Source organism: Citrobacter rodentium NBRC 105723 = DSM 16636 (genome assembly GCF_021278985.1).
GTDB classification, from domain to species: Bacteria; Pseudomonadota; Gammaproteobacteria; order Enterobacterales; family Enterobacteriaceae; genus Citrobacter_A; species Citrobacter_A rodentium.
Genome location: NZ_CP082833.1, coordinates 389061 through 409461 on the forward strand (window position 1 = coordinate 389061; position 20401 = coordinate 409461).

At 54.7% G+C, this 20401-nt stretch carries 17 protein-coding genes, 1 tRNA gene and 1 pseudogene; 4 read left to right on the forward strand and 15 right to left on the reverse strand.

The features are described 5' to 3' along the window. Positions 1 to 1142 precede the first annotated feature (1142 nt). The 4 genes from K7R23_RS01760 to actS form a co-directional block, all read right to left on the reverse strand. The gene (locus K7R23_RS01760; RefSeq protein ID WP_012908790.1) at positions 1143 to 1772 is read right to left on the reverse strand and encodes a DUF4145 domain-containing protein; all 630 of its coding nucleotides are present in this window, start codon (positions 1770 to 1772) and stop codon (positions 1143 to 1145) included. Beyond that, positions 1773 to 3206, reverse strand: coding sequence for a site-specific integrase (locus K7R23_RS01765; RefSeq protein WP_024133103.1), 1434 nt, complete (start codon positions 3204 to 3206; stop codon positions 1773 to 1775). Positions 3207 to 3529: 323 nt separating this feature from the next. Next, positions 3530 to 3603: transfer RNA gene (locus K7R23_RS01770), tRNA-Gly, on the reverse strand. 78 nt (positions 3604 to 3681) lie between these two features. Continuing rightward, a complete protein-coding gene (gene actS, locus K7R23_RS01775) occupies positions 3682 to 4431 on the reverse strand; it encodes an amidase activator ActS (RefSeq protein ID WP_012908788.1) in 750 nt (249 codons plus the stop codon). 273 nt (positions 4432 to 4704) lie between these two features. Between actS and idi the strand changes: the two genes are divergently transcribed. Further along, positions 4705 to 5250 carry an isopentenyl-diphosphate Delta-isomerase gene (gene idi, locus K7R23_RS01780; protein ID WP_012908787.1) on the forward strand — a complete coding sequence of 182 codons (546 nt, stop codon included), beginning with the start codon at positions 4705 to 4707 and terminating at the stop codon, positions 5248 to 5250. Between the two features lie 77 nt (positions 5251 to 5327). Here the strand turns inward: idi and lysS are convergent, their stop codons facing one another. The 5 genes from lysS to xerD all read right to left on the reverse strand — a co-directional run bounded on the left by lysS (position 5328) and on the right by xerD (position 11417). Next, entirely contained in the window at positions 5328 to 6845 is a 1518-nt protein-coding gene (lysS, locus tag K7R23_RS01785) for a lysine--tRNA ligase (RefSeq protein ID WP_012908786.1), read from the reverse strand. A 9-nt stretch (positions 6846 to 6854) separates the two neighbouring features. After that, positions 6855 to 7953, reverse strand: a protein-coding gene (prfB, locus tag K7R23_RS01790) for a peptide chain release factor 2 (protein WP_012908785.1) whose coding sequence is annotated in 2 segments (ribosomal slippage) — positions 6855 to 7877 and positions 7879 to 7953 — 1098 coding nt in all. Because the reading frame shifts where the segments join, the coding sequence is not laid out codon by codon here. Between the two features lie 91 nt (positions 7954 to 8044). After that, on the reverse strand, positions 8045 to 9778 hold the full coding sequence (gene recJ, locus K7R23_RS01795; RefSeq protein ID WP_012908784.1) for a single-stranded-DNA-specific exonuclease RecJ: 1734 nt from the start codon (positions 9776 to 9778) through the stop codon (positions 8045 to 8047). 5 nt (positions 9779 to 9783) lie between these two features. Then, the gene (gene dsbC / locus K7R23_RS01800) at positions 9784 to 10497 is read right to left on the reverse strand and encodes a bifunctional protein-disulfide isomerase/oxidoreductase DsbC (RefSeq protein ID WP_012908783.1); all 714 of its coding nucleotides are present in this window, start codon (positions 10495 to 10497) and stop codon (positions 9784 to 9786) included. Between the two features lie 23 nt (positions 10498 to 10520). Further along, positions 10521 to 11417, reverse strand: a complete 897-nt coding sequence (xerD, locus tag K7R23_RS01805; protein ID WP_012908782.1) for a site-specific tyrosine recombinase XerD — start codon at positions 11415 to 11417, stop codon at positions 10521 to 10523. A 100-nt stretch (positions 11418 to 11517) separates the two neighbouring features. Here xerD and fldB point away from each other — a divergent pair, with 100 nt between their 5' ends. Beyond that, positions 11518 to 12039, forward strand: a complete 522-nt coding sequence (gene fldB / locus K7R23_RS01810) for a flavodoxin FldB (protein ID WP_012908781.1) — start codon at positions 11518 to 11520, stop codon at positions 12037 to 12039. 43 nt (positions 12040 to 12082) lie between these two features. Here the strand turns inward: fldB and K7R23_RS01815 are convergent, their stop codons facing one another. Further along, positions 12083 to 12490: a protein YgfX gene (locus tag K7R23_RS01815; RefSeq protein ID WP_012908780.1), complete on the reverse strand. Its 408-nt coding sequence runs from the start codon at positions 12488 to 12490 to the stop codon at positions 12083 to 12085. Further along, complete coding sequence (sdhE, locus tag K7R23_RS01820) at positions 12471 to 12737, reverse strand: FAD assembly factor SdhE (protein WP_012908779.1); 267 nt, start codon at positions 12735 to 12737, stop codon at positions 12471 to 12473. Before sdhE ends, K7R23_RS01815 begins: the two co-directional genes overlap by 20 nt. A gap of 256 nt (positions 12738 to 12993) precedes the next feature. On the opposite strand from sdhE, the gene ygfZ reads away from it, so the two are divergent. Then, positions 12994 to 13974 (forward strand): tRNA-modifying protein YgfZ, encoded by a 981-nt coding sequence (gene ygfZ / locus K7R23_RS01825; RefSeq protein WP_012908778.1) that lies wholly within the window; start codon positions 12994 to 12996, stop codon positions 13972 to 13974. Between the two features lie 81 nt (positions 13975 to 14055). Here the strand turns inward: ygfZ and trhA are convergent, their stop codons facing one another. Together trhA and yqfB are read right to left on the reverse strand one after the other, a co-directional pair. Continuing rightward, on the reverse strand, positions 14056 to 14718 hold the full coding sequence (gene trhA, locus K7R23_RS01830) for a PAQR family membrane homeostasis protein TrhA (protein ID WP_012908777.1): 663 nt from the start codon (positions 14716 to 14718) through the stop codon (positions 14056 to 14058). Between the two features lie 162 nt (positions 14719 to 14880). Beyond that, on the reverse strand, positions 14881 to 15192 hold the full coding sequence (gene yqfB / locus K7R23_RS01835; RefSeq protein WP_012908776.1) for a N(4)-acetylcytidine aminohydrolase: 312 nt from the start codon (positions 15190 to 15192) through the stop codon (positions 14881 to 14883). Between the two features lie 189 nt (positions 15193 to 15381). On the opposite strand from yqfB, the pseudogene K7R23_RS01840 reads away from it, so the two are divergent. Continuing rightward, positions 15382 to 16816: pseudogene (locus tag K7R23_RS01840) on the forward strand (6-phospho-beta-glucosidase). Positions 16817 to 16956: 140 nt separating this feature from the next. On the opposite strand, the gene gcvP reads toward K7R23_RS01840, so the two are convergent. Continuing rightward, positions 16957 to 19830 (reverse strand): aminomethyl-transferring glycine dehydrogenase, encoded by a 2874-nt coding sequence (gene gcvP, locus K7R23_RS01845; protein WP_012908775.1) that lies wholly within the window; start codon positions 19828 to 19830, stop codon positions 16957 to 16959. Positions 19831 to 20002: 172 nt separating this feature from the next. Next, complete coding sequence (gene gcvH, locus K7R23_RS01850) at positions 20003 to 20392, reverse strand: glycine cleavage system protein GcvH (protein WP_012908774.1); 390 nt, start codon at positions 20390 to 20392, stop codon at positions 20003 to 20005. Between the last annotated feature and the right edge of the window lie 9 nt (positions 20393 to 20401).

The following is a 20401-nucleotide window of genomic DNA, read 5'->3' on the forward strand; positions in this document are numbered from 1 at the left end:
CAATGGAATTCAACCATATTTCAGTTACCACGAGACACCGCGCATCCGACTGGTGCACTATCATGACAGACAAGCAATTTACGACTATCCGTTGACTACCATTAATCTTCGTAGAAGTTCTATAACTCGACTATCAAGAAATTGCTGGGGAACCTTACCGCCTGACTCACTTTTATAACATACAGAATGATGATTAACGATGTACTCACCAGAGAATCTCTCAGTACTAAATGCCTCGCGGCCAGTTTTCTTATCGTGGTATACTCGCTCGAAACCTTCTGTTTTAATCAAATCGAATCGCTTCATGATCTCAATAAGTTTACTTCGAGTGATATTTAAATTACGATACACTTGTTTAAATGACACAATTGAAATAGACATAATATTTTCTCCTTTGTTGGCACTGATAGTTTACTTTATGAATGGGGTTATTATTAATTAAAATAAGCCTATACCTAAAGGGCAGTCCTGTTAAGTCAGCCTAATAGTAAAACTAAAGGTAATAACTTTGAGTTTCCGCCCTGTATTATTGTTAATTCGTCTATTCAACCTCCCATCTCTGTAGTCCACTTAAGAAGCACATTAGAAACAATGCGCGTGTGGTGTCTGATGTTACCCGCCCTGAAAGGTACGAAGGTTTACGTGAATGAATGCAACGTTGCCGTGTGACCTGATACAAGCTCGACACTATGAAGGCTGATGGTTTCCAATCAGTCTGCCTTCGGGTCTCGTCTATCGGTTGACGTTGCGTATGGTGGGAACTGGAAGTGCCTCGAACGTGTCGCTCTCCTCCCTATAGTGGGTGTTAATGCAAACGTCGTTGGAAGTGCTGCTAACATGCAAAGTGGACAGTAACGCTGTGGATGCAAGGGGCCATTTGGTTCAACCTAAAGTCTAACCATATGAGCAATCCGTATATGAAAGCGCGTATGTGAATGAATAAACTTTATGTTATTCCTATGGGTGTCTCTCCCGTTAGTGAGGGTTAATCAAAATACATATATAAAACAGATAGTTAATAAAAAACGCAAAGATCACTAAAAGTGAATTTTAATTCATAAATATCGACAAGATATTCGCACAATAAGAGTTCACTATAGGATTGCCGAATACGAGCTATCCCATAGTGAGTCGTTACTATCTTATGCGCTCTTTTTGTCCCGCTTTTCGATCCCCTGACGCGGCCCCTCAGGCATACTCTGGAACATCGCTTCGATTTCTTTTGGTCTCGTAATTCGGTCATCGACAATTATATTCAGCAGTTTAAAGAGACCGTGCGTTAACTGTGGGTCATCATCAAGACTAATCTCACCGGGGTGGACTGCTTGATTGCCAACAATACGACAGATGTCCGCTGCTTGCTGAATGCGAGGAGGTAAGCCTTTCTCCACGAGAGACTTAATGTCGTCGTTAATGTTTTTCCCTGGTTCACCTAAGTGGACCATCAGTTTCTGAAGGCACAGACGGAGAAGCGCTGCGGCTCCTTTAGGAGACAGGTTGACAATGCTTCTGGCTTCCATATAGTCGGCCTTGCAGTCATCCGGCATGTCTGGGTTCGGCATTTCAACATTCGCAGATGCAGGAATTAGGAGGGACTCCTCAAACCAATATGAGTACTCCTCACATCGCTCACATTGTGATACATGCATAGGGAAAGCCGTTTCTTCATAGTAGGGAAATAATTGGCCCCACTTTTGCTTAGCATACGCCTGACAATACGGACAGTTAAAAGCTTCTTTCTTGAACTCCGCTGGTTCATATGGAACTGCCATTTACTTTATCTCCTTATAAATACCTACCATCACATTAACCAACCTATCCACCTCAACCTCTTTAGCGTAACGGTCATAGGTAATTGACCCGGAGCTATGTCCCAGAATCGCCTGAGCATACGCCAATTCGACACCGTGTTGTTTAAGCTGCGTCGCAACTGTATGTCTGAACGAATGGAACGCCAATCCTTCACGGTCAGCCACGACCTTAGGCAACAACGTCCGGTTAAACCATTTGCTGACCTGCTCGCCATAACCATTCTTCATTAGCTTCAGACCATCGAACACCATAGCGTCCTCACCTCCAGCGCTTCTACGGGCCTCTACAAGCGCCATAAAGTCAGTCAATGCGAAACCATAGGCTCCATCGACCAGAGGCACACGGCGCTCACTATATGGGTTCTTGATGCTCTTACCGGGCAAAGTGCTAGTGTCTTCATTGATATGAATATAAGCGGTCCCGGCCTCGGTGATCCTGACATCTCTAACCTGAATCTGAGCGACTTCATTCAGTCTTGCCCCGGTAATGGCTGCCAGCGTAACAACAAAGTAATGATATGGTTTACCAGAAGGCTTCTGAGCGTATCTCTTAGCGGCATCAATAAGCTGACACACTTGTCCCACTGAGAACGCTTTACGGGCTTCTGAGGCCTTTTTTGGTGGCACTTTTAGCTCTAAACCTTCGGTCAGGTTCTTGATTAACAGGTCATTGCGAACAGCCCACTTAAACAAGGCTGCCATCTTGACCAGATACTTATTATTGATTGTCACTACATCCATGCACTCGAAGGATTCCCCTGATGCCAGCAGGTCAACCAATGAGACATCCTTGAAGCGCTGTTTACGGTTCTTCGGTATCTTCTGGAGCACATCACGAACCTCAAGCATGTCCGCTCGGGTAATTGCAGTCAGGTCCGTCAGCCCCAGATAATCAAAAATCTCAATGAGCGTACTGTGTGACGCCTGGTTCTCTTTTAAAGTCGCTGGCTTCCAGTTCTGAACATTCTCCTTTTCGTACTGCTCAACGAGGAATCTTAATGTGACCGCTGGGCGTGGCTCTACGCTTTCTACTTCCTGCTTAGCCGACTGCCTCACTCCTCCATCAAACCCATCAATATAATCAATCAGCGGCTGGCTGTTCCCTTCTACCCTCGCCATGCAAGCCTTGAGCACATCTTGCGCTTCGTTTAAGTAACGATGCTGGTCAACGGTTAATGGTTCACTAGCAATAGCGTCAACAAGACTCTCACCGAGTTCTCCATACTGGTCACGGTAAATATCCACCATGTCAGGCTCAAAAATATCTGAACGACCTAACGATAACTCTGCTTCGGCTAATTCTCGAAGATGACCGCGCATGTCTTCATAGGTCAATAATGGGTTATCGGCATGGATAGCCCTCAGTGCTGACTTGATATGATGATGGTGACGCATAGCAGTTCTCCTGTTCCGTGTCCTGAGTGAGACTGAGGATATTCTGACACAACTGCGTTTAGCCGTCCAGACGTCTATTGATAAATGAACTTTCAGTCGGCAATAGTAGATTCCGTTGCGCTGATAGAGATAGCAGACGGCACGAGTACATAGCTCTTTAGGTAATGATGATGGACATAGCTGGTAATCAACAACAGAGAGTCCCATGTGTGAATAATTCCCAATGAAGGGTTACACAGAAGGTTACAGTCAGTAACTCTGCAATCAGGCTTTCGCCGTATCGCCAAGGGATTCAAGAAGATAAAGGTGATTCAGAACTGTCATGGAGCGGGCGAAGGGAATCGAACCCTCGTATAGAGCTTGGGAAGCTCTCGTTCTACCATTGAACTACGCCCGCTTTGGAGTGCGTAAGGCATTATAAACCTTACGCTCTTATTGGCAAGCGGCTTCCTGCTGACTGGCGATTAATTCGCCGTCAGCATTTTGGCGGCGAGCCCTGCGGCGGCAGATAGCGCAACGGATCGATGGCCGTGGCGCGGTAGCGAATCTGGAAATGCAGCCGCACTGAAGCAGCGTCTGTACTGCCCATCGTGGCGATCTTCTGTCCGGCCTTCACGCTCTGCCCGTTATTGACCAGCATGGTGTCATTATGCGCATAGGCGGTAATGTAATCTTCACTGTGCTTAATCATGATCAGATTACCGTAACCGCGCAGCTGGTTGCCTACGTAAACCACCTTGCCCGCGCCAGCGGCATAAATGGGCGTCCCGCGGGCAGCGGAGATATCGATCCCTTTGTTGCCGCCATCCGCCGTGGAATAAGGTAATATCACCTTCCCGCTGGCGGGCCACCGCCAGCAGCGCTGCCCGACAGGCGGCCAGGATGACTGCGGTACGGAAGAGGACGGTCTGACAGCCGCCGTTTTGCCGGAGGATTTTTTGCTGGTTTTCACGGACGCCGTTTTTGCACCGCCAAGCCTGAGCTTCTGTCCGATTTCAATGGTGTACGGTGGCGAGATGCCGTTCAGGCGCGCAAGCTCTTTTACGCTGGTGCCCGTCATGCGAGAAATACGATAGAGCGTATCCCCCCGCTTAACGGTGTAAACGGCGCCAGAATACGATCCGGGAGCGGATGATTTGTTTCCCGAACAGCCTGCCGCTAACAATCCGGCACACAGCAGCATCGCAATACCCAAGCTGTTCTTCTTCAGGCGTCCTGCGCTCAAAACACTTCCTCGCTACATAATCAGACGCTTTATCATAGCAGCCATAATCCTGATGCCAAATTTATTGCACCTATTGACGGAGCGCCGTTGGCGATATATGTCTTGTTTGCCAGCCGCCGGGAAGTCGCAGCCACTTTACCCACGTCGGCTATATGGCAGCAACCGCTGCCAGCGCTTGTTTTGGTAATGCCTTTCTCCCATTTATGGGCTACGCTGATTGGCTGATAGGGTGGCCCGACGCATAGCGGGCCGGTTTTAATTTCGGGAGTTTTCATGACTGGGGAACACGTCATCTTGCTGGATGCGCAGGACACGCCTTCCGGCACGCTGGAGAAATATGCCGCCCATAGCACGCATACCCCGCTGCATTTTGCCTTTTCCTGCTGGCTGTTTAATGACGAAGGGCAGTTTCTGGTCACCCGCCGTTCGCTGATGAAAAAGGCGTGGCCGGGTGTATGGACGAACTCAGTTTGCGGCCATCCCCAACAGGGTGAACGCACGGAAGAGGCGATTATTCGTCGCTGTCGATTTGAGCTGGGAGTGGAGATAGCCCAATTGTCGCCGGTTTACCCTGACTTTCGCTATCGCGCCGCCGATGCCAATGGGATCGTCGAAAATGAAGTCTGTCCGGTGTATGCCGCGCAGGTGGTCAGTGAGTTGGCGGTGAACAGTGAAGAGGTCATGGAGTATCAGTGGAGCGAGCTGCAAAGCGTATTTGCCGCCATCGACGCCACGCCGTGGGCGTTCAGCCCGTGGATGGTGATGCAGGCGTCGAACAGCGCGGCGCGCGCATTGCTGCGGGCGTACTGCCAGCGCTAGACATTGCCGGATGGCGTTTCGCTTATCCGGCCTACAGGGCACTCCCCGTAAGCCGGAACCATCCGGCATCTTACCGCTTACTTAACCGGACGCATCGCCGGGAACAGGATCACATCGCGGATGGTGTGGCTGTTGGTGAACAGCATCACCATACGGTCGATACCAATCCCCAGACCCGCCGTCGGCGGCAGACCATGCTCCAGCGCGGTCACGTAGTCTTCATCGAAGAACATCGCTTCATCGTCACCCGCCGCTTTCGCATCAACCTGATCCTGGAAACGCTGGGCCTGATCTTCCGCATCGTTCAGCTCGCTAAAGCCGTTACCGATTTCGCGACCACCGATGAAGAACTCGAAGCGATCGGTAATTTCCGGGTTCACATCGTTACGGCGCGCCAGCGGTGATACCTCAGCCGGATACTCGGTAATAAAGGTCGGCTGAATCAGATGCGCTTCCGCCACTTCTTCGAAGATCTCGGTCACGATACGGCCCAGACCCCAGCTCTTCTCAACCTTAATGCCGATAGATTCAGCAATCGCTTTTGCGGAGTCGAAGTTATCCAGTTCGGCCATATCCGTTTCCGGACGGTACTTCTTGATCGCTTCGCGCATGGTCAGTTTTTCGAACGGTTTGCCGAAGTCGAAGACTTCATCGCCGTAAGGAACCTGAGTGGTGCCGAGAACGTCCTGCGCCAGCGTACGGAACAGCGACTCGGTCAGTTCGATCAGATCTTTGTAGTCCGCATACGCCATGTAGAGTTCCATCATGGTGAACTCAGGGTTATGACGTACGGAGATCCCTTCGTTACGGAAGTTACGGTTGATTTCAAACACGCGCTCGAAGCCGCCGACCACCAGACGCTTCAGATACAGTTCCGGCGCAATACGCAGGTACATGTCGAGATCCAACGCATTGTGATGGGTGATAAACGGACGCGCGGACGCCCCGCCCGGAATCACCTGCATCATCGGGGTTTCAACTTCCATAAAGCCGCGACCCACCATGAACTGGCGAATCCCCGCCAGAATCTGCGAGCGGATCTTAAAGGTATTACGCGATTCATCGTTAGAGATGAGGTCCAGATAGCGCTGACGGTAGCGCGCTTCCTGATCCTGCAGGCCGTGGAACTTGTCCGGCAGCGGGCGCAGCGCTTTGGTCAGCAGGCGCAGCTCGGTGCAGTGAACAGACAGCTCGCCGGTTTTCGTCTTGAACAGCTTGCCCTTCGCGCCGAGGATATCGCCCAGGTCCCACTTCTTGAACTGCTCGTTGTAAATGCCTTCCGGCAGATCGTCGCGGGCAACGTACAGCTGAATGCGGCCGCCAACGTCCTGCAACGTAACAAAGGAGGCCTTGCCCATAATACGGCGGGTCATCATTCGGCCAGCAACGGAGACTTCAACGTTCAGCGCTTCCAGCTCTTCGTTCTCTTTCCCGTCGAAGTCAGCATGCAGTTGGTCTGAGGTATGATCGCGACGGAAATCGTTCGGGAAGGCAATCCCCTGCTCGCGCAGGCCTGCCAGTTTCTCGCGGCGCGTTTTCAGTTCATTGTTAAGGTCAGCTACCGCGTCAGCGCCCTGTGCGTGTTGTTCAGACATGTTGGTTCCTCATAACCCTGCTTTCAAACTTGCTTCGATAAATTGATCCAGGCTGCCGTCCAGCACCGCCTGCGTATTGCGGGTTTCCACCCCGGTACGCAAGTCTTTGATGCGGGAGTCATCAAGGACGTAAGAACGAATCTGGCTTCCCCAGCCGATATCAGACTTGTTGTCTTCCATCGCCTGCTTCTCGGCGTTCTTCTTCTGCATTTCCAGCTCATAAAGCTTCGCTTTCATCTGCTTCATGGCCTGGTCTTTGTTCTTGTGCTGGGAACGATCGTTCTGGCACTGGGTCACAATCCCGGTCGGGATGTGAGTAATGCGCACCGCAGATTCAGTACGGTTAACGTGCTGTCCGCCCGCGCCGGACGCGCGGTAAACGTCAATGCGCAGATCGGCCGGATTGATTTCGATATCAATATCGTCATCCACTTCCGGATAGACAAACGCAGAGCTGAACGAGGTGTGACGGCGGCCGCCGGAGTCAAACGGACTCTTACGCACCAGGCGATGAACGCCGGTTTCAGTACGCAGCCAGCCGTAGGCGTATTCGCCGGAGATCTTAATGGTCACGGACTTGATTCCGGCCACTTCGCCCTCTGACTCTTCGATAATTTCGGTCTTAAAGCCGCGCGCTTCCGCCCAGCGCAGATACATACGCTCCAGCATGCTTGCCCAGTCCTGCGCTTCAGTACCGCCGGAACCGGCCTGGATATCCAGGTAACAGTCGGCGCTGTCATATTCACCGGAGAACATACGACGGAATTCCAGCTGCGCCAGTTTCTCTTCCAGCATATCAAGCTCAGCGACGGCTTCGTTAAAGGTTTCTTCGTCGTCGGCTTCCACAGCCAGTTCCAGCAGGCCGGAAACGTCTTCCAGACCCTGAGCCATTTGATCCAGCGTATCTACGATGGCTTCGAGAGAGGAACGCTCTTTACCCAGCGCCTGCGCGCGTTCGGGTTCATTCCAGACGTCCGGCTGTTCCAGCTCGGCGTTTACTTCTTCCAGACGCTCTTTCTTGGCATCGTAGTCAAAGATACCCCCTAAGAACGTCAGAGCGCTCCGTGAGGTCCTGAATGCGGTTTTTTACCGGATTAATTTCAAACATGGTCTGATTTCTTTTAGTGGACTCGTCAAAATGCGGTGATAAGAGCGGGATTGTACCTAATCCACGCTCTTTTTTATAGGCATTACTGCCGCTAAATTGGCCAGATATTGTCGATGATAATTTGCAAACTGCGGTTGCCGCGAAACTCGTTTATATCCAGCTTATAGGCCAGTTCCACTTCGCGCACGCCGTTATCCGGCCAGCAGGTGGTATCGACGTTAAACGCGATGCCGTCCAGCAGCGGGCCGCCGCCGACCGGTTCGACCATTACCTTCAGGTGCCGTTCGCCGACCAGACGCTGCTGGAGCAGACGAAAACGCCCGTCAAACAGCGGCTCCGGGAACATCTGTCCCCAGGGACCCGCGTCGCGCAGCAGTTGGGCCACCTCCATCGTCATCTCTGCCGCGCTGAGCGGGCCGTCGGAAATGATTTCTCCCTGTAACAACGAGGGGTCCAGCCAGTCAGTGACCAGCTCGCCAAAGCGCTGCTGAAACAGGTCAAACTTCGCCTCTTCCAGCGACAGTCCCGCCGCCATCGCATGACCGCCGAACTTAATCATCAGCCCCGGATACAGCGTATCCAGCCGCTCCAGCGCATCGCGCATATGCAGCCCCTGAATCGAACGTCCGGAACCTTTCAACGTACCGTCGCCCGCAGGCGCAAAGGCAATCACCGGACGGTGGAAACGCTCTTTAATGCGTGACGCCAGAATGCCGACGACGCCCTGATGCCACTCCGGATGATACATCGCCAGACCGCCGGGCAATGCGTCGCGACTACGCTCCAGCTTCTCGCACAGGGTCAGCGCTTCCGCCTGCATCCCCTGCTCAATCTCTTTACGCGTCTGGTTCAGCGCGTCCAGCTCGTTGGCCAGCACCCGCGCTTCGCCGATGTTGTCACATAACAGCAGCGCCACGCCGACGGACATATCGTCCAAGCGACCTGCGGCATTCAGACGCGGGCCGAGCGCAAAGCCTAAGTCGCTGGCGGCCAATTTCTGCGGATCGCGATTAGACACCTCCAGCAGCGCCTTGATCCCCGGACGGCACTTTCCGGCGCGGATACGGCTTAAGCCTTGCCAGGTAAGAATGCGGTTATTGGCATCCAGCGGCACCACATCCGCCACGGTGCCAAGCGCCACCAGATCCAGCAGTTCCGCCAGATTCGGCGGCGCAATGCCGCGCTCGTCAAACCAGCCTTTGTCGCGCAGGTAGGTACGCAAAGCGAGCATCAGATAAAACGCCACGCCCACGCCCGCCAGCGACTTTGACGGGAAATCGCAGTCGCGCAGGTTCGGGTTAATAATCGCCTGCGCCGCGGGCAGCGTGTCGCCCGGCAAGTGGTGATCGGTCACCACCACCGGGATCCCCAGCGCGCTGGCGTGATCGACCCCCGCGTGGGAAGAGATGCCGTTATCAACGGTCACAATCAGCTGCGCGCCGCGGGCGTGCGCCTGGTCAACCACTTCCGGACTCAGGCCGTAGCCATCCTCAAAGCGGTTAGGCACCAGATAGCCGACGTTATTGCAGCCCAGCGCGCGCATCCCCAGCACGCTCAGCGCGGTACTGGTGGCGCCATCGGCATCAAAGTCGCCGACCACGATGATGCGCGTCCCCTCGCGAAAGGCGTTATAAAGAATATCAACCGCCTTATCGACGCCGCTCAGCTGCTGCCAGGGCAGCATCCCTTTTACGCTGCGCTCCAGATCGCGGGCGCTACGCACGCCGCGACTGGCATACAGGCGGCGCAGTAATGGCGGGAGATCGGCAGGCAGATCTGCCGTCTCATCGACCTCTCGTCGACGAAGCTGTATCTCTTTTTTCACGCCGGTTACTTACCGCTGGTCTGTTTCTGATGTGCGTCAAGGAACGCCTTCAACTCTTTCGGCCCCTGATAGCCCGGCACCACGTAGCCGTTGCTCAGCACCATCGCCGGCGTGCCGCTGACGCCAAACTGTACGCCCAGCGCGTAGTGGTTAGCGATGTCGATATCGCAGGTGGCGGCCTGCACGCCCTTGCCCGCCATCGCGTCGTCAAAGGCCTTATTTTTATCTTTCGCGCACCAGATGGATTTCATATCTTTCTCCGCCTGGCTTTCCAGTCCCTGACGCGGGAAAGCCAGATAGCGCACGGTAATCCCCAGCGCGTTGTAATCCTTCATCTCTTCGTGCAGCTTGTGGCAATAGCCGCAGGTGATGTCGGTAAAGACGGTAATGACATGTTTTTCCTGCGGCGCTTTGTAAACGATCATCTCTTTTTCCAGCGCATTCAGGTTCTTCATTAGCAGCTGATTGGTCACGTTTACCGGACTCGCGCCGCTGACGTCGTACATCGGCCCCTGAATGATATGTTTGCCATCTTCGGTCACGTACAGCACGCCGCTATTGGTCATTACCGTTTTCATCCCGGCAACCGGCGCGGGCTGAATATCCGTGCTCTGGACGCCCAGTTTAGTCAGCGACTGACGAATCGCGGCGTCATCCGCATGCGCCAGACCGGAAAACGCGGTGGCCAGCAAAGTGAATATCATTAAACCTTTTTTCATAACTTTTCCTGTTCTTGCAGCTATCATGCCCTTGGATGATGCTGTTGATGAAGTTGACGCAAGCGTTCGGTCGCGACATGGGTATAAATTTGCGTCGTGGAGAGATCGCTGTGTCCCAGCAGCATCTGCACCACGCGCAGGTCAGCGCCATGATTAAGCAAATGTGTCGCAAAGGCGTGACGCAAAACGTGCGGCGACAGCTTTTCGCTGTCGATTCCCGCCAGCACCGCATAATGTTTAATACGATGCCAGAAAGTCTGGCGCGTCATCTGCTGCGCGCGCTGGCTGGGGAACAGCACGTCAATCGACACGCCGTTGAGTAGCCAGGGCCGCCCATGTTCCAGATACGTCTCCAGCCAGTACACCGCCTCTTCGCCCAGCGGAACGAGGCGCTCTTTGTTGCCTTTGCCGATCACGCGGACCACGCCCTGCCGCAGGCTGACGTCGCTCATCGTTAGTCCGACAAGCTCCGACACGCGCAAACCGGTGGCGTAAAGGATCTCAAGCATCGCTTTATCGCGTAACTCCAGCGGCTGGTCAACCACCGGCGCCTGTAATAATCTCTCCACCTGCGCTTCACTGAGATCTTTCGGCAGGCGCTGCGGCAGTTTGGGCGACGCCAGCGCGGCGCTCGGATCGTCCGGGCGAATCTTTTCGCGATACAGGTGCTGAAAAAGCCGACGCACCGCGCTCAGCAGCCGCGCCGTACTGGTCGCTTTATAACCGCCGTCCATCCTCTCGGCCAGCAGCGCCTGCAGATCCTCGCTTTGCGCGGTTTCCAGCGACGCCTTGCGATGCGCAAGCCACTCCACCAGCATGGTGAGATCGCGACGGTAGGCGCTCAGGGTGTTTTCCGCCAGATTTTTCTCCAGCCACAGCGCATCAAGAAACTGTTCGATGCGTGCGAGATCCTTTTCCACATCTGCCTCTTTGGTTCTGTAATCCGCCATTATGACTCAATGGTACGGGTTTCTGGTACACTACGCGTAAGGTCAAAGCAAGTATTGAGATGTTTACGTGATGAAAATTGGTCTTTTTTATGGTTCCAGCACCTGCTACACCGAGATGGCGGCGGAAAAAATACGCGACATCATCGGCCCGGAGCTGGTCACGCTGCACAATCTGAAAGACGACGCGCCAGCCCTGATGGAGCAGTACGATGTCCTGATCCTCGGCATCCCGACCTGGGATTTCGGCGAAATCCAGGAGGACTGGGAAGCCGTCTGGGATCAACTGGACGAACTCAACCTCGAAGGCAAAATTGTCGCGCTCTACGGCATGGGCGACCAGTTAGGCTACGGCGAATGGTTCCTTGATGCGCTGGGCATGCTGCATGACAAGCTGTCGACCAAAGGCGTCAGATTCGTCGGCTACTGGCCGACCGAGGGCTATGAATTCACCAGCCCGAAACCGGTTATCGCCGACGGCCAGCTGTTCGTCGGCCTGGCGCTCGATGAAACCAACCAGTACGATCTCAGCGATGAGCGTATTCAGGCCTGGTGCGAACAAATCCTCGGCGAAATGGCCGAACACTATGCCTGAACGCCTCGACCTGACGGCCCAGGTTTCGCCCCGACCGTCAGCTTTAGCGCTGCGTCGACGGTTGCAGCATCAGGCGGCAGAGATCGCGCCACTCCGCCTCATCCATGCTGTCCGCCGCGATCCACAGGTGCTGGCGTTTACCGCCGTCTGAACGCAGGCGCAGCATCATCCCGGCTTTCATCATCCACGGGGCGCTGATAACCGACCAGTCCTGCCCCTGCCAGTGCAGCCGGCCATCCATCAGCAGTTTCACCTCGCCCTGACAGGCATTAATTCGCCGCTGACTGCGAACGCAGTCAAACACGACCAGTGAAAGTAATAACAACCACAGCGGCGTGTAACTCAACGGCCAAGGCATTAATAAAATCGCCGCGGCCACCAGGCCATGCAGGAGTAGCGACAGCCACTGCGCGCGCCATGAGACGCGAAGATCAGATTGCCACAGGACCACGATCCCGATTCCGTATCTGGATGAGTCGTACCATCTGCTCCAGTTCAGCATCTGCCGGTTTACCGTGATTCATTAACCAGTTAAATAAATCTGGATCGTCACACTCCAGCAGGCGGACGAAAATGCGTTTTTCCGCATCGCTTAACGTGTCGTATTCATGTTCGAAAAACGGCATGATTGAAATATCGAGTTCACGCATACCGCGACGGCATGCCCAGTGAATACGTGCTTTATTGTTAATATCCATGATCTTCTTCCTGTCTCACGAAAATGAGCTATCCGGCTATTGTAACGTGTTTTTCATCGTAGTTTGCGGGAATATCGATAACCGCAAGCACGATCGCCATTTAATTCCACAGTAAGACAAGGGTTTCATTAATCGCGGATAACGCCTCGCAATACGAGTAATAAGGCACAAATGGGATGATTAAAGCGCTTGCATTGGGCAATAGCTCTTTTACCATTAGTCATTATTACTGCGTTAAGCAAATCAGGACATTATTATGGCATTTACACCCTTTCCACCTCGTCAGCCGTCAGCTTCCGCCCGTTTGCCCCTGACGCTGATGACGCTCGACGACTGGGCGCTGGCCACGATTACCGGCGCTGACAGCGAAAAGTATATTCAGGGCCAGGTGACTGCCGATGTGAGTCAGTTGACGGAACAGCAGCACGTGCTGGCGGCCCACTGTGACGCTAAAGGCAAAATGTGGAGTCCTCTGCGGCTGTTCCGCGACGGCGAAGGCTTTGCGTGGATTGAGCGCCGCAGCCTGCGTGAATCGCAATTGACCGAACTGAAAAAATACGCCGTGTTCTCGAAAGTGGTTATCGCCCCGGACGACGAGCGCGTGCTGCTTGGCGTCGCAGGCTTTCAGGCGCGCGCCGCGCTGGCGAACCTGTTTGGCGAACTGCCGGACGCTGAAAAACCGGTCACCCGCGACGGCGCCACCACCGTGCTGTGGTTTGCGCATCCGGCGGAGCGTTTCCTGCTGGTCACCGATGCCGCCACCGCGGAAACTCTCTGCGAGAAACTGCGCGGCGAAGCGGAGCTGAACAACAGCCAGCAGTGGCTGGCGCTGGATATCGAAGCCGGTATTCCGGTGATAGACGCGGCGAACAGCGCGCAGTTCATTCCTCAGGCCACTAATATTCAGGCGCTGGGCGGCATTAGCTTTAAAAAAGGCTGCTATACCGGCCAGGAGATGGTCGCCCGGGCGAAATTCCGCGGCGCCAACAAGCGGGCGTTGTGGTATCTGGCGGGTAAGGCCAGCCGCGTTCCGGAAGCCGGGGAAGACCTGGAGCTGCAGATGGGAGAAAACTGGCGCCGAACCGGCACGGTGCTCGCCGCAGCGCAACTGGATGACGGACAGGTGCTGGTGCAGGTAGTGATGAACAACGATATGGAAGCCGACAGCGTATTCCGCGTTCGCGACGATGCCGGTACGCTGCACATTAAACCGCTGCCCTATTCGCTGGAAGAGTAAAAACATGCCTGATGGCGCTACGCTTATCAGGCCTACCCGGCGAACCGTAGGCCGGATAAGGCGTTAGCCGTCATCCGGCAATTATTGCGCCTGCCCGACGTACAGATAAATGGCGAGGAAATGGCACACGCTGCCGCCGAGTACAAAGCCGTGCCAGATGGCATGGTTGTACGGAATACGCTTGCAGACGTAAAAAATCACCCCCAGCGAATAGACCACGCCGCCAACCGCCAGCAACGTTACGCCGCCTGCCGCCAGCTTAATCGCTAACTGGTACACCACAATCAGCGACAGCCAGCCCATCGTCAGATAGGTCACCAGCGACAGCACCTTAAAGCGGTGCGCAATGGTCAGCTTAAACAGAATACCGAGCAGCGCCAGACCCCAGATCACCATCATCAGCCCGCGCGCCAGCGGTGAATCCAGACCCACCAGCAGAAACGGCGTATAGGTACCGGCAATCAGCAAATAGATTGCGCAGTGGTCGAACTTTTTCAGCCACACCTTGGCGCGCTGATGCGGGATTGCGTGATACAGCGTGGAGGCCAGAAACAGCAAAATCATGCTGCCGCCATACAGACTGTAACTGGCGATCGCCGTCGTACCAGCGTTCATATCCACCGCCTGTACCAGTAACAGCACCAGGCCGACAATACCAAACACCAGCCCGATGCCGTGACTGATGCTGTTGGCGATCTCCTCCGCCAGTGAATATCCCTGGGCGATTAATGGCTTCTGGACCATAGCTTACTCCGGAAAGACGAACACATTCGTGATTGCCTCTCTAGCGTAACTGAGAATGGTTCCAGTGAACACCTGTTAGCTAAAATAAAAACAACAACTAAATAAAATATTACAAATCATCAACCTGGAGTTAAAATCTCGACTTACAACTGTTAGTCAAACTCAAAGACATTTAAAATCAATCACATAAAAATGCGTCTCATTCGGGTAAATTTCGCTAATCACCCGTTTCAGTTCATCAAGCGTCATGTTTTCCTGCTGCGCGTGTTTTTCCGTCAGCGTCTCCAGCGTGACGGTCGACGTCGCAACCACTTCAATCGTGCAGAAATAAATGTCATCTTCGAAGCGCCCTACCCGCAAAATATCCCCTGCCCTGAAGTGCGATTCTGACGCATCGCGAATGGTGATAGTTTTCCGGCCTGCCAGAATATCGTCCTGGAAGCGCTGAAAAAAAGTTATGTCATTTGGCTGCATGTTATTAATCCCTGAAGAGAAAGACGGTTTACGATATTACCACGCAAATTTCAGGCAATGATAATGCAGGCGCCCTGCGCTCTCCGTCGGAAAGTTTCACTTAAAAAACATCGGCTTTGTTATATCGTGACATTTACCTTCCCTTTGTTAGACTCAAATCAATTTGCATCAATTTGAGGCGACGCAACGATGAAAAAACTCACCTTAGCGAAAGATTTCTTATGGGGCGGCGCGGTCGCGGCGCATCAGGTGGAAGGCGGCTGGAATAAGGGCGGCAAAGGCCCGAGCATTTGTGACGTTCTGACCGGCGGCGCCCACGGCGTACCGCGTGAAATTACTCAGCAGGTCATGCCGGGAAAATACTATCCGAACCACGAAGCGGTGGATTTTTATAGTCACTATTAAAGAAGACATCAAACTGTTTGCCGAAATGGGCTTCAAATGTTTTCGCACCTCCATCGCCTGGACGCGCATCTTCCCGCAGGGTGACGAAACGCAGCCGAATGAAGAAGGGCTGAAGTTCTACGACGATATGTTTGATGAGTTGCTCAAATACAACATCGAACCGGTGATCACCCTCTCTCACTTTGAAATGCCCCTGCATCTGGTCCGGCAGTACGGCGGCTGGACCAACCGCAAGGTGGTGGACTTCTTTGTCCGTTTCGCGGAAGTGGTGTTCGAACGCTACAAACATAAGGTCAAATACTGGATGACCTTCAATGAGATCAACAACCAGCGCAACTGGCGCGCGCAGCTGTTTGGCTACTGCTGCTCGGGCGTGGTGTATACCGAACACGATAACCCTGAAGAGACGATGTATCAGGTGCTGCACCATCAGTTTGTCGCCAGCGCGCTGGCGGTGAAAGCCGCGCGTCGCATTAATCCGCAGATGAAGGTTGGCTGTATGCTGGCGATGGTGGCGCTGTATCCCTTCTCCTGTAAGCCGGAAGATGTAATGTTCGCCCAGGAGTCGATGCGCGAGCGCTATGTGTTCACCGACGTTCAGCTTCGCGGTTACTACCCCTCTTACGTGCTGAACGAGTGGCAGCGCCGCGGTTTCACCATTCAGATGGAAGACGGCGACACGGATATTCTGCGCGAAGGCACCTGCGACTATTTGGGCTTCAGCTATTACATGACCAACGCGGTGAAAGCCGAAGGCGGCAGCGGGGATGCGATTTCCGGTTTTGAGGGCAGCGTGCCGAACCCGCACGTGAAAGCCTCCGACTGGGGCTGGCAGATCGATCCGGTTGGCCTGCGTTACTCCCTGTGCGAACTGTACGAGCGCTATCAGAAGCCGCTGTTTATCGTCGAAAACGGCTTTGGCGCATACGATAAAGTCGAAGCGGACGGCAGCATCAATGACGATTATCGCATCGACTACCTGCGCGCCCATATCGCAGAGATGATCAAGGCGGTAACGTATGACGGCGTGGAGCTAATGGGCTACACCCCGTGGGGCTGCATCGACTGCGTCTCGTTCACTACCGGTCAGTACAGCAAACGCTATGGCTTTATTTACGTTAACAAGCATGACGACGGCACGGGCGATATGTCGCGTTCCCGTAAAAAGAGCTTTAACTGGTATAAAGAGGTGATTGCCAGCAACGGCGAGAATCTGTAACTGTGATTGTCGGGTGGTGGCTTCGCCTTAAGCGGTATCGCTGCCCCCGTAACCTACGACGAGTGCTATTGCATTAGCTTTCCCCTATAAAAAAGCCGGGTGGCGCTTGCGCTTACCCGGCCTATAGTATGGCAGAAAGATTACTGGTATTCGCTCATCGGTACGCAGGAGCAGAATAGATTACGGTCGCCGTAAACATCATCCAGACGCTTCACGGTCGGCCAGTATTTGTTCGCCACGCCAGCCGGGAACACTGCGACTTCACGGCTATAACAATGGCTCCACTCCGCCACCAGTTCATTCTGGGTGTGCGGCGCGTTAACCAGCGGGTTATCCTCCAGCGGCCAGACGCCAGCTTTCACCTGGTCGATTTCAGCGCGGATCGCCAGCATCGCATCAATAAAGCGATCAAGTTCGACCTTGCTTTCCGATTCCGTCGGTTCAACCATCAGCGTGCCCGCTACCGGGAAAGACATGGTCGGCGCGTGGAAGCCGTAGTCGATCAGGCGTTTGGCGATATCCAGTTCGCTGATGCCGGTCTCTTCTTTCAGCGGACGAATGTCGAGAATACACTCGTGCGCCACGCGGCCATCGCGACCGGTATACAGCACCGGGAACGCCTCTTTCAGGCGGCTGGCGATGTAGTTGGCGTTCAGGATCGCCACCTGGCTTGCCTGCTTCAGCCCTTCCGCGCCCATCATACGGATGTACATCCAGCTGATCGGCAGAATAGAGGCGCTGCCGAACGGTGCGGCGGAAACCGCGCCCTGACGGGTCAGCATCCCTTCAATCTGCACCACGCTGTGGCCCGGCACAAACGGCGCCAGGTGCGCTTTCACGCCAATCGGTCCCATCCCCGGACCACCGCCGCCGTGCGGAATGCAGAAGGTTTTATGCAGGTTGAGATGCGAAACGTCGGCGCCAATAAAGCCCGGCGAGGTGATACCGACCTGGGCGTTCATGTTCGCGCCGTCGAGATAAACCTGGCCGCCGAACTGATGGACAACTTCACACACTTCACGGATCGTCTCTTCGTACACGCCGTGGGTGGACGGATAGGTCACCATGATGCAGGAGAGATTTTCGCCCGCCTGCTCCGCCTTCACGCGTAAATCCGTAAGATCGATGTTGCCGTTTTTATCACAGGCCACCACCACCACCTGCATACCCGCCATCTGGGCGGAGGCCGGGTTGGTGCCGTGCGCAGAAGCCGGGATCAGGCAGATATCGCGGTGCCCTTCGTTGCGGCTTTCATGATAGTGACGAATTGCCAGCAGACCGGCGTATTCGCCCTGAGCGCCGGAGTTTGGCTGCATACAGACGGCGTCGTAGCCGGTCAGCTTCACCAGCCAGTCGGCAAGCTGGCCGATCATCTGCTGGTAGCCTTCGGCCTGCTCAGGCGGGCAGAACGGATGCAGCTCGGCAAATTCCGGCCAGGTAATGGGGATCATTTCCGCCGCCGCGTTCAGCTTCATGGTGCAGGAGCCCAGCGGGATCATCGCCTGGTTCAGCGCCAGATCTTTGCGCTCCAGCGAATGCATATAGCGCATCATTTCGGTTTCGCTGTGATAGCGGTTGAACACCGGATGGCTCAGGATCGCGTCGTCGCGCAGCATACTCTCCTGAATGGAGCGGCTGTCGTGGGCCACCTCTTTATCCAGCGCATCAATATTCAGCCCGTGTCCGTCGCCCAGCAGCACGGTAAACAGTTGCAGGACGTTGTCGCGTGTAGTGGTTTCATCAAGGGTGATGCCGACCGCGTTAATGATGTCGCTACGCAGGTTGATCTCTGCCGCTTCAGCGCGCGCCAGCACCGCGGCTTTGTCCGCCACTTCCACGCACAGGGTATCGAAATAGTGCGCGTGACGCAGTTTCAGCCCCTTCTGCTGCAGCCCTGCCGCCAGAATATCGGTCAGACGGTGAATACGGTTAGCGATGCGCTTCAGGCCGACCGGGCCGTGATAGACCGCATACAGGCTGGCGATATTGGCCAGCAGCACCTGCGAGGTACAGATATTGGAGTTCGCTTTTTCACGGCGGATATGCTGCTCGCGCGTCTGCATCGCCATGCGCAGCGCGGTATTGCCCGCCGCATCTTTCGAGACGCCGATAATACGACCCGGCATGGAGCGTTTGAATTCGTCTTTTGCGGCAAAGAATGCCGCGTGCGGGCCGCCGTAGCCCATCGGCACGCCAAAGCGTTGCGCGGAACCGAAAACAATGTCCGCCCCCTGTTTGCCCGGCGCGGTCAACAGCACCAGCGCCATAAAATCGGCGGCGACGCTGACAATCACTTTGCGCGTCTTCAGTTCGCTTATCAGCGCGCTGTAGTCATGGACCTCACCGGTGGTGCCCACCTGCTGCAACAGCACGCCGAACACATCCTGATGATCCAGCACTTTTTCTGCGTCATCGACAATCACTTCAAAGCCGAAGGTCTGCGCACGCGTGCGCACAACGTCCAGCGTTTGCGGATGCACGTCAGCAGCCACGAAGAAGCGACCGGCGTTTTTCAGTTTGCTGACGCGCTTCGCCATCGCCATTGCTTCGGCGGCGGCGGTCGCTTCATCCAGCAGAGAAGCGGAAGCGATATCCAGTCCGGTCAGATCCAGCGTCACCTGCTGGAAGTTCAGCAGCGCTTCCAGACGGCCCTGGGAGACTTCCGGCTGGTAAGGCGTATAGGCAGTGTACCAGCCCGGATTTTCCAGCATATTGCGCAGGATAACCGGCGGCAGATGTACAGCGGTATAGCCCATGCCAATGTAGGACGTAAAGCGCTTGTTGCGTCCGGCGATGGCTTTTAATTCAGCCAGCGCGGCGTATTCCGTCGCTGCCTCACCCACCTGCGGCGGAGTGGCGAGCTGAATATCTTTCGGCACAATCTGGCCGATCAGCGCATTTAACGACCCGGCGCCAATCGCATTCAGCATCTCCTGCTGCTGCGCGGCGTCCGGTCCGATGTGGCGTTCAATGAAAGCGCCGCTGTTTTCAAGCTGGCTTAACGTCTGTGTCATGGGCGATGGTTCCTGAAACGTGCAGTGAATCGTGATTGTCTCGATCTGTATGCCCGGCGGCGCTTGCGCTTCGGGCCTTTGCTCTGGTTACGTGCCCGGCGGCGCTAACGCTTACCGGGCCTACGCTCGTCTGTAGGCAGGATAAGCGCAGCGCCATCCGGCAAAAGCGTATTTACTCGTCTTCGAGTAATGCTTCATACGCGCTGGCATCCAGCAGCGAATCCAGTTCGCTCTCATCGCTGGCCTTGATTTTGAAGATCCAGCCTGCGCCATACGGCTCGCTGTTGACCTGCTCCGGAGAGTCGCTCAGCGCGTCGTTAACGGCCACGATTTCGCCGCTAATTGGCGCATAGATGTCAGACGCCGCCTTCACCGACTCGGCTACCGCGCAGTCGTCGCCTGCGCTGACGGTCGCGCCCACTTCCGGCAGGTCAACAAAAACCATATCGCCCAGCAGTTCCTGAGCGTGTTCGGTAATCCCCACGGTGTAAGAGCCGTCTGCCTCTTTGCGCAGCCATTCGTGTTCTTTGCTGTATTTCAGTTCTGCTGGTACGTTGCTCATTAATCAATC

Excerpts from the sequence above, each read along its gene's own strand:
- lysS (WP_012908786.1), bottom strand. The coding sequence starts at position 6,845 with ATGTCTGAACAACACGCACAGGGCGCTGACGCGGTAGCTGACCTTAAC.
- fldB (WP_012908781.1), top strand. The coding sequence starts at position 11,518 with ATGAAAATTGGTCTTTTTTATGGTTCCAGCACCTGCTACACCGAGATG.
- trhA (WP_012908777.1), bottom strand. The coding sequence starts at position 14,718 with ATGGTCCAGAAGCCATTAATCGCCCAGGGATATTCACTGGCGGAGGAG.
- gcvH (WP_012908774.1), bottom strand. The coding sequence starts at position 20,392 with ATGAGCAACGTACCAGCAGAACTGAAATACAGCAAAGAACACGAATGG.
- dsbC (WP_012908783.1), bottom strand. The coding sequence starts at position 10,497 with ATGAAAAAAGGTTTAATGATATTCACTTTGCTGGCCACCGCGTTTTCC.
- idi (WP_012908787.1), top strand. The coding sequence starts at position 4,705 with ATGACTGGGGAACACGTCATCTTGCTGGATGCGCAGGACACGCCTTCC.
- yqfB (WP_012908776.1), bottom strand. The coding sequence starts at position 15,192 with ATGCAGCCAAATGACATAACTTTTTTTCAGCGCTTCCAGGACGATATT.
- gcvP (WP_012908775.1), bottom strand. The coding sequence starts at position 19,830 with ATGACACAGACGTTAAGCCAGCTTGAAAACAGCGGCGCTTTCATTGAA.
- ygfZ (WP_012908778.1), top strand. The coding sequence starts at position 12,994 with ATGGCATTTACACCCTTTCCACCTCGTCAGCCGTCAGCTTCCGCCCGT.
- K7R23_RS01765 (WP_024133103.1), bottom strand. The coding sequence starts at position 3,206 with ATGCGTCACCATCATCATATCAAGTCAGCACTGAGGGCTATCCATGCC.
- K7R23_RS01760 (WP_012908790.1), bottom strand. The coding sequence starts at position 1,772 with ATGGCAGTTCCATATGAACCAGCGGAGTTCAAGAAAGAAGCTTTTAAC.
- sdhE (WP_012908779.1), bottom strand. The coding sequence starts at position 12,737 with ATGGATATTAACAATAAAGCACGTATTCACTGGGCATGCCGTCGCGGT.